General features: G+C 72.6%; 9 protein-coding genes. 8 read left to right on the top strand and 1 reads right to left on the bottom strand.

Going from position 1 to position 12,913, the window contains the following annotated elements; genetic code table 11:
• Nucleotides 1-8: 8 nt before the first annotated feature.
• Complete coding sequence (gene motA / locus ACMV_RS10665) at nt 9-878, top strand: flagellar motor stator protein MotA (RefSeq protein ID WP_007423895.1); 870 nt, start codon at nt 9-11, stop codon at nt 876-878.
• A gap of 6 nt (nt 879-884) precedes the next feature.
• On the opposite strand, the gene ACMV_RS10660 is transcribed toward motA, so the two are convergent.
• Nucleotides 885-1,388: a GNAT family N-acetyltransferase gene (locus ACMV_RS10660; protein WP_007423896.1), complete on the bottom strand. Its 504-nt coding sequence runs from the start codon at nt 1,386-1,388 to the stop codon at nt 885-887.
• Nucleotides 1,389-1,644: 256 nt separating this feature from the next.
• On the opposite strand from ACMV_RS10660, the gene ACMV_RS10655 reads away from it, so the two are divergent.
• From ACMV_RS10655 to upp, 7 genes are read left to right on the top strand one after another with little or no spacing between them, the layout of a single operon-like run.
• Nucleotides 1,645-3,873 carry a peptidase domain-containing ABC transporter gene (locus tag ACMV_RS10655; protein WP_013640447.1) on the top strand — a complete coding sequence of 743 codons (2,229 nt, stop codon included), beginning with the start codon at nt 1,645-1,647 and terminating at the stop codon, nt 3,871-3,873.
• Complete coding sequence (locus tag ACMV_RS10650; RefSeq protein ID WP_007423898.1) at nt 3,839-5,269, top strand: HlyD family type I secretion periplasmic adaptor subunit; 1,431 nt, start codon at nt 3,839-3,841, stop codon at nt 5,267-5,269. Before ACMV_RS10655 ends, ACMV_RS10650 begins: the two co-directional genes overlap by 35 nt.
• An 18-nt stretch (nt 5,270-5,287) precedes the next feature.
• Nucleotides 5,288-7,063, top strand: a complete 1,776-nt coding sequence (locus ACMV_RS10645) for a tetratricopeptide repeat protein (RefSeq protein WP_013640446.1) — start codon at nt 5,288-5,290, stop codon at nt 7,061-7,063.
• On the top strand, nt 7,008-9,869 hold the full coding sequence (locus tag ACMV_RS21830; RefSeq protein WP_041665035.1) for a glycosyltransferase: 2,862 nt from the start codon (nt 7,008-7,010) through the stop codon (nt 9,867-9,869). The genes ACMV_RS10645 and ACMV_RS21830 overlap by 56 nt, the downstream gene beginning before the upstream one ends.
• Before the next feature lie 17 nt (nt 9,870-9,886).
• Nucleotides 9,887-10,831: a hypothetical protein gene (locus ACMV_RS10635; protein ID WP_013640444.1), complete on the top strand. Its 945-nt coding sequence runs from the start codon at nt 9,887-9,889 to the stop codon at nt 10,829-10,831.
• A gap of 13 nt (nt 10,832-10,844) precedes the next feature.
• Nucleotides 10,845-12,227, top strand: coding sequence for a glycosyltransferase (locus ACMV_RS10630; protein WP_013640443.1), 1,383 nt, complete (start codon nt 10,845-10,847; stop codon nt 12,225-12,227).
• 24 nt (nt 12,228-12,251) lie between these two features.
• Nucleotides 12,252-12,893 (top strand): uracil phosphoribosyltransferase, encoded by a 642-nt coding sequence (gene upp / locus ACMV_RS10625; protein ID WP_007422581.1) that lies wholly within the window; start codon nt 12,252-12,254, stop codon nt 12,891-12,893.
• Nucleotides 12,894-12,913 lie beyond the last annotated feature (20 nt).

Below are 12,913 nucleotides of genomic sequence, written 5' to 3'. Positions count from 1 at the left end.
GGTGAAATATGCTCACTTTGGGAGGCGTTGCATTCCTGCTCGTCTGCGTGTTCGGCGTCTTTATCGTGACGGGCGGGGCGATCGGTCCGCTGCTGAAATCGATGCCCTTCGAACTCATCACGATCGGCGGCGCCGCGGTCGGCACCTTCGTGGCCGGCAACTCGATGCACGACATCAAGCACACGCTGGCCGGCTTCAAGAAGGTGCTGCGCGGCGGCGCCTTCAAGAAGGCCGACTACACTGACCTGCTGTGCCTGCTGTTCTACCTTGTCCGCCTCGCCGCGACGCGCGGCGCCATGGCGCTGGAGCCGCATATCGAGCGTCCGGAGGAAAGCCCGGTCTTCAAGCACTTCCCGGCCATCCTCAAGAACGAGGAAGCCACCGCGATCATCTGCGACTATCTGCGGATGGTCGGCATGAACGCCGACGATCCGCACCAGATCGAGGACGTGATGGCCCGCGAACTGCGCAAGACCCTGGCCGAGGAGCTGCACGGCGCCCACACGCTGCAGACGATGGCGGACGGCCTGCCCGCGCTCGGCATCGTCGCCGCGGTGCTCGGCGTGATCAAGACGATGGCGCATATCAGCCAGCCGCCCGCCGTGCTCGGCGAAATGATCGGCGAGGCGCTGACCGGCACCTTCCTCGGCGTGCTGCTCGCCTATGGCGTGGTGGGGCCGCTCTCGGTGCGGCTGCGCGGCGTGGTCGAGGAGGATTCCCGTTATTTCGAGGTGATCCGCGCGGTGCTGGTCGCGCATCTGCACGGCAACGCGCCGCAGGTCAGCGTCGAGGTCGGCCGCAAGATGGTGCCCAACCTGTTCATGCCGACCTTCCAGGAACTGGAGGAATCCGTGGAGTCCCTCAAGATCGCCGCCTGACCGTCCTCAACCCTGGCCGCCGAGATGGCGCTGCATGATCACCACGTCGATCCAGCGGCCGAACTTGAACCCCACATCGCGGAGCGTCCCCACCCGCTGGAAACCGAGACTGGCATGCACCCCGATCGAGCCGACATTCTCCGAATCGCCGATCACGGCGAGCATCTCCCGGAATCCGGCGGCGCGCGCCTCGTCGAGCAGCCGCGCGACCAGCGCCTTGCCCACCCCCTGGCCGCGCACGTCCTCGCGCACATAGACGCTGTCCTCGGCGGTGAACCGGTAGGCCGAGCGGGCGCGGTACTGGTCGAAATAGGCGAAGCCGAGAATGCCCGTCGCATCGGCGGCGACCACCCAGGCGCGTCCCGCGCCGGTGACCTCGCGAAACCGCGCCGTCAGCGCTTCGAGGGAGGGCGGCACCTCGTCGAACGTTCCGGTCCCCTCCAGCACGTGATGGGCATAGATCGCCTGGCAGGCGGGCAGGTCTTCCGGGGCGGCGGGGCGGATATCCATGGTCGCGTGCTCCTTGGCAGATCGCTGCCTGATCCAGCACCGCCGGGGCCGAAACGCAAGACCCGTTTCGCGGCGGGTTCAAATCTATGGAAAAAGCGTCCGCACATGTGCTAACGGAGTGTTGAATGTTTGATTTGATATTTGATTTCGTAACCGGGTGCGGTTTTGGCACCCCGCGGCGCCGGTTCACGGCGTGGCAGACCGGCAGGCGCGCCCCGGACGAAAGATCTATCGCAACGGGGAAAGATCTTGTCTGATGAGCGAGACAATCGAGCCGGTGGATGCCGCGCCGGATGGCGGCAGGGAGCTTCACGTGCGCGTGCTGGCGGTCAGGGCCGCGGCCCGGTTCCACGGAATCGACCTCGATCCTGAACTCCTGCGCAAGGAGGGCGGCGGCGCGCCGCCATCCTCCGCCGGTCTCGTCGAATGGACGCGCGATGCCGGGCTCTGGGCCCGCGCGATCCGCGTCAATTTCCGCCAGCTCCTCAAGATCGAGACGACGGCGCCGGTCATCCTGCTGCTGAAGGATGGCGGCGCGGCGATCATGGTCGCCGCCGACCGCGAGCGCGCCGTCGTGTTCCTGCGCGACCCCCGCGCCCCGCAGGGCACCGCGCCCGTCCCGGTCGACGAGCTGCAGCTCGGCCAGCTGTGGGACGGCACGGTGCTCCTCGTCCGCGGCGAGCGCGGCGAGGACGATGCCGAGCCGGTCTTCAACTTCGCGCTCCTCTTCCGCATGGTCTGGCGCGAGAAGCGCATCCTGCGCGACATCGCGATCAGCTCGGTCACGCTCACCGTGCTGCAGGTGATCCCGGCGCTGCTGGTCATGGTCGTGCTCAACTCGGTGATCGAGTACCACGCGATGAACACGCTGGCGCTGATCTCGATCGTCTTCGTCATCGCCATCCTCTGGGAGGCGGTGCTCACCTGGGGCCGGCAGATGATGCTGGTGATGCTCTCCACCAGGCTCGACGCCCGGCTGAACCTGATGATCTTCGACCGGCTGATGACGATCCCGATCGAGTTCTTCGAGCGCAACCAGGCCGGCCAGATCGGCTACAAGGTCGGCCAGATCTACCGCGTGCGCGACTTCATCACCGGCCGGCTGCTGACCACCTTCATCAACATCTTCATGATCGCCCTGGTCCTGCCGATCCTGTTCTACCTCAACGCCTTCCTCGCCTGGACGGTGCTGATCGCCTCGGCCACCATCGCCGTCATCATCACCGCCTTCCTGCCCGCGCTCGCCCGGCTGACCGGCCGCATCATCGAGGCCGAGAGCCGGAAGGGCGCGGTGCTGGTCGAAAGCCTCTACGGCGTGCGCACGGTCAAGGCGCTGGCGCTCGAGAAGGTCCGCTCCGATGACTGGGACGGCCGGGTGGCGCTCACCAGCCAGCTCAATCTCGAGATGGGCCGGCTCTCCGCCTGGCCGCAGGTGCTGTCGCTGCCGCTCGAGCGCTACGCGACGATCGGCGTGCTGCTGCTCGGCGGCTATGTCGCGCTCACCTCGCAGAACCCGCTCGCCGCCGGCTCGCTGGTCGGCTTCATGCTGCTCGGCGGCCGCGTCGCCGGCCCGCTGATCTCCTTCGCCCGCCTCGTGCAGGACGCGCAGGAGGCCCGCGCCGCCGTCGGCATCGTCGGCGAGGTGCTGAACCGGCCGACCGAGCGCCGCGCGATGAACACCGGCCTGCGCCCCGCCTTCCGCGGCGCCGTCGCCTTCGAGGAGGTCACCTTCACCTACGAGGGCGGCAAGACGCCGGCGCTGAACAAGGTCAGCTTCTCGATCCCCGAGGGCACCATGCTCGGCATCGTCGGCCGTTCCGGCTCGGGCAAGTCGACCATCACGCGCCTGCTCCAGGGCATCAACCGCGACTATCTCGGCGCCGTGAAGATCGACAACACCGAACTGCGCGAGATCAATCTCCGTCATCTGCGCAAGAGCTTCGGCGTCGTCCTGCAGGACAATTTCCTCTTCCGCGGCTCGGTGCGCGACAACATCATCGCCGGCCGTCCCGGCCTCACCTTCGAGGATGCGATCCGCGCCGCCCGCCTCGCCGGCGCGGAGGAATTCATCGAGCGCCTGCCCCAGGGCTACGAAACCTTCGTCGAGGAGGGCTCGCCCAACCTCTCGGGCGGCCAGAAGCAGCGCCTCGCCATCGCCCGCGCCCTGATCGCCGATCCCCGCCTGCTCATCCTCGACGAGGCGACGAGCGCGCTCGACCCCGAAAGCGAGGCGCTGATCAACGCCAACCTGCTGCGCATCGCCCGCGGCCGGACGATGGTGATCGTCTCCCACCGTCTCGCCTCGCTGGTCGACTGCGACATGATCCTGGTCATGGATGCCGGCCGTGTCGTCGATATCGGCCGGCACGCCGATCTCGTCGAGCGTTGCCCGATCTACCGCCATCTCTGGCTCCAGCAGAACCGCCACATGAATCCCGAAGGAGGCCGCCATGCGCCGACCCCGACCCTCGCGCAAGGCGACTGACCGGCTGCCGCCCTCCGGCGGCAGCCTCGCCCTGGCCGATCCCGCCTCGCTGTCGGACCTGCCGCTGCCGCTGCTGGAATTCCAGTCGCCGACGGCGGCGGTGATCGCGACGCCGGTGTCGATCGTCTCGCGCTACACCATGCTGCTCGTCACCGCCCTGGTGGCGACGCTGATCGCCGTCGCGGCCGTCGTGCGCATCCCCAAGGTGGTCTCGGCGCCGGGCCGGCTGGTCTCCACCGCCCCGAACGTCCTGCTCCAGCCCTTCGACACCTCGATCGTCCAGGCGATCGACGTCCACGAGGGCGAGATCGTCCACAAGGGCGAGATCCTGGCGAAGCTGAACCCCACCTTCGCCAGCGCCAATCTGCGCGCGCTGAGCGCCGAGGTGATCCAGCTCGCCGCCCGGCGCGACCGTCTCGCCGCCGAGGCGGGCGGCACCACCTACGCGCCGGCGCATCCCAACGCGGCGCAGCGTCTCCAGGCCGCGATCTTCCAGAGCCGCAAGGCCGAGCGCATCTACACGATCGAGAATTACGACCAGAAGATCGCCGAGCTGCGCATGATCATCGCCAAGAGCGACAGCGAGGCGGGGTTCTACCGCAAGCAGGTCGGCGTGGCGAAGGATGTCGAGCACATGCGCGACCAGCTCCAGCGCATGCAGGTCGGCAGCAAGCTCAACTCCCTGCTTGCCCGGAACGACCGGCTGACCGTGTCCAGTTCGCTCTCCAGCGCGCTGGCCACCGCCGCCGCCGGCGAGCGCGACCTCGCCGCCCAGCAGGCCGAGCGCGACGCCTATGAAAAGAAATGGATCGCCGATGTCGGGGAGAAACTCGCCGAGACCGACAGCAAGCTGATCGCCACCGAGCAGGACCTCGCCAAGGCGCGGCTGCAGAGCCAGCTCGTGGTGATGCGCGCGCCGCGCGACGCCATCGTGCTCACCGTCGCCCATGTCTCGGTCGGCTCGGTGCTGCGGTCGGGGGCCAAGTTCATCACCCTGGTGCCGCTGGACGCCCCGCTCGAGGTCGAGGCCGATATCAGCGGCGCCGAATCCGGCCATGTCCATGTCGGCGATCCGGTCACGGTGAAATTCGCCACCTTCGATTACCTGCGCTACGGCACCGCCCGCGGCACGCTCCGTTCGGTCAGCGCCGACAGTTTCAGCTCCGACCAGCCGCCGGCGGAGGGCGCCTCGCCGCTGCCCAACCGGCCGCGCGGCCTCTACTACAAGGCCCGCATCTCGATCGACAGGCTGATGCTGCACGGCGTGCCGCCCAGCTTCCGCCTCACCCCCGGCATGCCGCTCACCGCCGACATCAAGACCGGCCGGCGCACCATCCTCTCCTATTTCATGACCAAGCTGCTGCCGGTCGCGACCGACAGCATGCGCGAGCCCTGAGGGGGGCATCCCGCGCCGATGCGACTGCTGGACCATCTGGCGGCGCTTTCGCCGCCCAGGGCCCTCCGCCGGGCGCGGCGCCTCGCCGCCGCCGGCGCGCGGGCGCGGGCGGCGCGGCTCTACAGCGTCGCCGCCGCCGCCGGACTCGTCGAGGCGCAGAACGAGGTGGCGCACGCCTATCTCGCCGGCACCCTGTTCCCGCGCAACCCGGCCGAGGCCGCGCGCTGGTTCCGCGCCGCGGCCGAGGCCGGCCACGTGCCGAGCCAGTGCCGCCTCGCCAGCCTGCACCTGCAGGGGCTGCGCGCCGCCGCGTCCGGCCCCGGCCTGTTCCCGGACGATCACTGGGCCGCCGATGACGCCCCCGGCGCCGACTATCCGGCGGCCCTGGCCTGGGCCCGCAAGGCGGCGGACTCCGGCTCGGCGGACGGCCAGTCCCTGCTCGGCTTCATCCTCGCCAACGGCCCCGAGGGCATTCTCGACCGCGATGCCGCGCTCGACTGGTACCGCAGGTCCGCCGCGCAGGACTGGCCGCAGGGCCATCTCGGCCTCGGCATGCTGCTGATGTCCCGCGCCGACACGGCGGAAAAGACGATCGAGGCGATGGCCCCGATCGAGCGCGCCGCCGAGGCCGGCCTGCCCACCGCGCATTTCCTGCTCGGCGTCATCCACGAGCAGGCGGTCGGCGTCCTGCCCGACCCGTCGCGCGCCCTGATGCACTACCGCAAGGCGGCGATCCACGGCATCCGCAACGCCCAGGCGAAGCTCGGCGCCATGCTGCTCGCCGGCAGCGGCTGCGCGCCGGACCCGGTCGAGGGCGAATCCTGGCTCCGCCGCGCCGCCGTCGCCGGCGATCCCGAGGCCGCCGCCCTGGTCGGCGATCTCTACGCCCGCGGCGGCGACCTGCCGCCGAACTATGCCGAGGCGGCGATCTGGTTCCGCGCCGCGGCCGAGGCCGGCCACCGCACCGCCGCCCGCGCCCTCGGCATGCTCTACCTCACCGGCGCCGGCGTCGTGCGCGATGCCGACGAGGCGGCGCGCTGGCTCGCCCGCGCCGCCAGCGGGGGCGATGCCGCCGCCCAGGCCAACCTCGCCAACCTCATCCTCCACCGCCAGGTCCGCAGCGCCTCGGTCGATGGCCTGCCGATCCACGAATGGTTCGAGCGCGCGGCGGGCTCCGGCGACGCGATCGGCGCCTTCAACTACGCCGTCTGCCTCACCGAGGGCATCGGCGTCGCGCGCGACGAGGCGAAGGGGGCGATGTGGCTGCGCCGCGCCGCCGAAAACATCGTCAACGCGCAGTACTGGTATGGCCGCATGCTGCTGGAGGGCAGGGGCGTTCCCGCCGATCCCGAGGCCGCCTATGGCTGGATCAGCCGCGCCGCCGACACCGGCATGACCGACGCCCTGGCGCTCCAGGCCGAGATGAAGCTGCATGGCCGCGGCACCGCGCGCGACCATGCGGGCGCGCGCGATCTCTTCCTCCGCGTCGCCGAAACCGGCCATCCCGGCGCCATGTTTGCCCTCGGCGCCCTGCATGGCGGCGGGCACGACATTCCGGTCGACCGCGCGGCGGCGCTGCACTGGTATCGCCGCGCCGCCGAGGCGAACCACCCGCTCGCCCAGCTCATGCTCGGCCGCTGGCTGCGCAAGGGGCTGGCCGGCCCGCCGGAGCCGGCGGAGGCCGAAACCTGGCTCCGCCGCGCCCTCGCCCAGGGCGTCGAGGAGGCGCGGTCCGACCTTGTCGACCTTGCCGCCGGGCCGGAACCCGCCGCCAGCCGTGCCGCCGGGGACTGACGCCGCCTTCGCGCGCGTGCGCGACCGCCGCAACGACGAAGCGGTGGACGCCTGGCGCCGCGCCCGCCTCGCCATCGCCGCCGGCGATCCGGCGGAGGCGGCGTTCTGGCTCGACCGCGTCTGCCGCCTCGCGCCGGATGACGGCCGCCCGCGTTACGAGCGCGCCCTCCTGCGCGCCGCGACCGGCGATCCCGAGGCCGCCGCCGCCCTCGCCGACATCGCCACCCGCTTCGACCATGCCGGGGCCTGGATCGCGCTCGCCCGCCTGCGCCATGCCGCCGGCGCGCATGACGAGGCCGCCGCCGCTCTCGCCGAACTCCTCGCCCGCCACGAGGTTCCGCCGGCGCTCGACGATGGCGGCCGGTTCGAAACCCTCGCCACCGCCATCGCCCGCGCCGCCGGGTTCGCCGGCTGGCGCGGCATCGCCGAGGGCCGGCGCGTCGGCGACGGTCCGCACGGCGCGAATCTGCTCGGCGCGCCCGACCTCGCCGCGATCCGCCATCACGACGGCATCGCCATGCCGGCGGGGCAGGGGATCGAGGGCTGGGTCGCCCATCCCGCCGCCCCTTGGCGGGTGCCGCGCCTCACCCTGGTCGACCGCGCCGGCACCCGCCGCGCCCTCACCCCGCGCCGCCGCCTCGGCCCGTCCGACCAGCGGCCCTTCGTCGAGCGCCACGGCTTCCGCATCGGCCCGGCGCGCCTCGCCGGTCTCGTCCCGCCCTTCATCCTCGAAACCGCGTCCGGCGCCGCCCTCGCCGGCACGCCGATCGACCCCGCCGCCCTCGCCGCGCTGAAGCCGGCCCGCATCCGCCGCCGCCGCCCCGTCCTGCCGCCGCGCGCCCCGCTCTGCGCCGTCATGCCCGCCTATCGCGACGCGGCGGCGACGGCGGATGCCATCGCCTCCTTCCGCCGCGCCGCCCCGCGCTGCCCGCTGGTGGTGGTGGACGATGCCTCGCCCGAGCCCGCCCTCGTCCGCCTGCTCGATGAAGCGGCCGCGGCCGGGCGTATCGCGCTCCGCCGCCACCGCCGCAACCGCGGCTTCCCCGCCGCCGCCAACGCCGGCATCGCCGCCGCCCGCCGCCTCGTCCCCGGCTGCGACATCCTGCTGCTCAACGCCGACATCCTGCTGCCGCCGCGCGCCCCCGCCCGGCTGCACGCCGCCCTCTACCGCGCGCCCGACATCGCCAGCGTCACCCCGCTCTCGAACGAGGCGACGATCATGAGCTACCCGGCCCGCCAGGGCGGCAACCCCGCGCCGGACCTCGCCGCCACCACCCGGCTCGACGCGCTGGCCCGCCGCGTCAACGGCGCCGCCCTGGTCGACGTCCCGACCGCGATCGGCTTCTGCATGGCGATCCGGCACGACGCGCTCGACGCCATCGGCGGGTTCGACGCCGCGCTCTTCGCCCAGGGCTACGGCGAGGAGAACGACTGGTGCCGCCGCGCCGCCCTGGCCGGCTGGCGCCATGCCGGCGCGCCCGGCATCTTCGTCGCCCATCGCGGCGGCGCCTCCTTCGGCGCCACCACCGCCGCGCTCTGCGCCCGCAACCTCGCCGTCCTCGAACGCCGGCATCCCGGCTACGCCGCCCTCATCGCCGCCCATCACGAGGCCGATCCGCTGCGCGACGCCCGCCGCCGGCTCGACCTTGCCCGCTTCGCCGCCGGCCGCGTCCGCCACGGCGCGGTCGCCCTCGTCGCGCATGACCACGGCGGCGGCATCGCCCGCGTCGTCGCGGCGCGGATGGCGGCGCTGCGGGAAGCCGGGCTGCGGCCGATCCTGCTCAGCCCCGACCTGATCCGCGCGGACGGCTCGATCGCCGGCACCGGCCCCGCCCGCCTCGCCGATGGCGGCGCCGAACCGTTCCCCAACCTCGTGTTCGATCCCCGCACCGGGATGCGCGCCCTCGTCGCCCTGCTCCGGCGCGAGCGGGTGCGCCATGTCGAGTTCCACCACACGCTCGGCCACGACCCGGCGATCCACACCCTGCCGGCCCGGCTCGGCGTCCCGGCGGATCACGTGGTCCACGACTACGCCCATTTCTGCAAGCGGGTGAACCTGATCGGCCCGGCCCGGCGCTATTGCGGCGAACCCGGCATCGACGGCTGCGAAACCTGCCTCGCCGCCGCCGGCAGCGCCTTGGCCGACCCGATCGCGCCCGCCGCCCTGCGCGCCCGCTCCGCCGCCGCCTTCGCCGCCGCCCGCCGCGTCACCGCCCCCTCGGCCGACGCCGCCGCCCGCCTGCGCCGCCATTTCCCCGGCCTCGCCGTCGCCGTCACCCCCTGGGAGGACGATGGCGACCTGCCGCCGCCCCGCCCGCCCGCGCCCGGCGCGCCCCGCCGGATCGCGCTCGCCGGCGGCATCGGCCCCGCCAAGGGGTTCGACGTCCTGCTCGCCTGCGCGCGCGATGCCGCCGCCCGCGCCCTGCCGCTCTCCTTCGTCCTCGCCGGCACCAGCGAGGACGATGCCGCGCTGATCGCCACCGGCCGCGTCCGCGTCACCGGCGCCTACGAGGAGGGCGAGGCCCAGGCCCTGCTGCGCGGCGCCGGCGCCGCCCTCGGCTTCCTGCCCTCGATCTGGCCGGAAACCTGGTGCTTCGCCCTCGGCGAGCTCTGGCGCGCCGGGCTCTACGTCCTCGGTTTCGACATCGGCGCCCCGGCCGCCCGCATCCGCGCGACCCGGCGGGGTGACGTCCTGCCCCTCGGCCTGCCGCCGGCCCGCATCAACGACATCCTGCTCGCCTGGCAACCGCCCGCGCCCGCCGCCCGTCCTCCGGCCCTGACGGCCGCATCCCTTTCCCCCGCCTGACAATGGAGACACGCCCCATGGCCAAGACCCCGGCCCCCGCCCGCAAGACCCCGACCCGCGCCGCGTCCCGTCCCGCCGCGGCCCGCCCTGTCGCGCCGCCGCCGGCCGCCGCCCCGGCGCAGGCCGCCGCGAAGGCCGCCGGCGTCGAGGAGCTGAAGGTCTCCGCCCACATGATGACGCTCGATGCCGGCCTGTTCTGCATCGTCAACGAGGCGAATCCCGTGGCGGCGCAGCGCGGCGGCCTGCCCGGCGTGCGCGTCTCGCCGCCGCCGCTCGCGCCCGACAGCGTCGAGATCCTCGCCTTCCGCCCGGATGGCTGGCTCTCCGGCCTGGGCGATGCCGCGCTGGTCCGCGTCGCCCGCGGCCCCGCCCGGGTGATGGTGACGGTCTATCAGCTTCCCGGCCAGGCCGATTCGGCGCCCCGCCTGCAGGTGCTCCGCCTCGCCGCCGCCACCGGCGCGCCCGCCGCCCCGCCGGTCCCGCCGCCGGCCGCCGTCCCGGTCGCCGCCGCCCCCGCCGCCCCGGTGCGGATGGACCTGCTCGCCCATATCCAGACCCGCGGCGATGTCGGCGCCCGCTTCGGCGACTGGCTGGGCGAAGCCGGGTCCGGCCACTGGATCGAGGGCATCGCCATCGCCGCCCCCGAGGGCATCGACCCGGCCGACCTCACCTACCAGGCGGTGCTCGGCCGCGGCTGGCTCTCCCCCTGGGTCGAGGCCGGGCACTATTGCGGCAGCCGCGGCATGGCGCTGCCGCTGCTCGGCTTCCGCGTCCGCCTGCAGGGCGAGGCGGCGAAGCGGTTCGACCTGCGCTGCGAGGCAACCTTCATCGACGGTTCGAAGACCCGCCCGGTCGGCAACGACGAAACCTGCGAGTCCGAGAGCCTGGCCGCGCTGGAGTCGATGCGCGTCACCCTGCTGCCGCGCGCGGCGGCGAAACCCGCCCCCCGCGGCCGCCGCTGAGCCGGGGCGCGCCGTGAAGTTCCTCTTCGTCCACCAGAACTTTCCGGGCCAGTACCTGCACATCGTGCGCGACCTGCTGGCCGAGGGCGGGCACGAGATCGTGTTCATGACCGAGCCGAACCGCAACGCCATTCCCGGCGTGCGCAAGGTCACCTACGCGGCGCCACCCCGCGTGCCGGACGGCGTCCACCCCGCCGCCCGCGAATACGACATGGCGATGCGCCGCGCCGAGGCCGGCTATGCCGGGGCGATGCAGATCCGCGCCCTCGGCTTCCGGCCGGACATCATCGTCGGCCATCACGGCTGGGGCGAGATGCTCAACCTGTGCGACGTGTTTCCCGGCGTGCCGATCCTCGGCTATTTCGAGTTCTACTACCGGATCGACGGGACGGACGTGAACTACGATCCCGAATTCCCGATGCCGCCCGAGCGCTTCGGCGCGGTGCGGGCGAAGAACGGGGTGAACCACCTCGCCTTCGCCCTCGGCCAGCACGGCCAGACGCCGACCGAATGGCAGCGCAGCACCTATCCCGCGTGGATGCACGGCCGGCTCTCCATCGTCCGCGAGGGGGTCGATCTCGGCATCTGCCGCCCCGATCCCGCCTTGCGCCGCCGCACCCTGAAGGTCGGCCCGCTCAGCGTCGCGCCGCGGCAGAAGCTCATCACCTATGTCGCCCGCAACCTCGAACCCTATCGCGGCTTCCACACCTTCATGCGCGCCCTGCCGCGCATCCTCGCCGCCCGCAGCGACGTGGTGGTCTCCCTCGTCGGCGGCGACGAGATCAGCTACGGCGCGCCGCCGCCGCAGGGCAACTGGCGCGGCGTGATGATGCAGGAACTCGCCGGCCGGATCGACCTTTCGCGCGTGCATTTCCTCGGCCGCGTCGAATACGAGGACCATATCGCCCTGCTCCGCCGGTCGGACGCGCATGTCTACCTGTCCTACCCCTTCGTCGCCTCCTGGAGCCTGCGCGAGGCGATGGCGGTCGGCGCGCCGATCGTCGGCGGCGACACGCCGACCGTCACCGAATTCATCGCCGATGGCGAAACCGGCCTGGTCGCCGCGAATCTCGACCCCGATTCGGTGGCCGACGCCGTGCTCCGTATGCTGGAGGAGCGCGACCTCGCCGCCCGCCTCGGCGAAACCGCCCGCGCCTATGCGGTCGCGAATCTCGATCTCGCGCAATACCTGCGCGATTTCCGCGCCGAGATGGCCCGCGTCGCCGGCCGCGACATCGTGCCCGAGGCGCCGTCGCCGCGCCCCGGCGCCAAACCCGCGCGCGCCGTGAAGGCCGCCGCGGCAAGGCCGACCGGCGCGAAAGCTTCCCCGGCGAAGCCCGCCGCCGTAAGGAAGGCGGCGGCCGCGAAACCCCGGGCGGCCGCGCGCCGGCGCTGAACCTCGGGGCGACAGGAGATCGGGATGCAGGCAATGCCGGACAACGTCATGGTGGTCGATCACCCGCTGGTCGCGCACAAGCTCACCCTGCTGCGCGCCGCGGCGACGCCGACGGGCGATTTCCGCCGCCTCGTCCGCGAGATCAGCCTGCTGATGGGCTACGAGGTGCTGCGCGACCTGCCGACCGAGCCGGTCCATATCGAAACCCCGCTGGAGCCGATGACGGCCCGCCAGGTCTCCGGCAAGAAACTCTGTTTCATCTCGATCCTGCGCGCCGGCAACGGCATTCTCGACGGCATGGTCGATCTCGTACCCTCGGCCCGCATCGGCCATGTCGGCCTCTACCGCGACCCGCTCTCGCACGAGCCGATCGAATACTACTTCAAGGTCCCGGACGACATGGACCAGCGCCTGACCGTGGTGGTCGACCCGATGCTCGCCACCGGCCATTCGGCGGCGGCGGCGGTCACCAGGCTGAAGCGGGCAGGGGCGGGGGCGATCAAGTTCGTCTGCCTCATCGCCGCCCCGGAAGGCATCGCCGCCCTGCACGCCGCCCATCCGGACGTGCCGGTCTACACCGCGGCGATCGACCGGCAGCTCGACGAGCACGCCTATATCCGCCCCGGCCTCGGCGACGCCGGCGACCGTCTCTTCGGCACCAAGTGATTTCGCGCCTCCCCCGCCGC

It is taken from the genome of Acidiphilium multivorum AIU301 (genome assembly GCF_000202835.1).
Lineage (GTDB): Bacteria > Pseudomonadota > Alphaproteobacteria > Acetobacterales > Acetobacteraceae > Acidiphilium > Acidiphilium multivorum.
The sequence above is the reverse complement of the archived record's forward strand: the minus strand, read 5'-3'. Positions and strand labels throughout refer to the sequence as shown.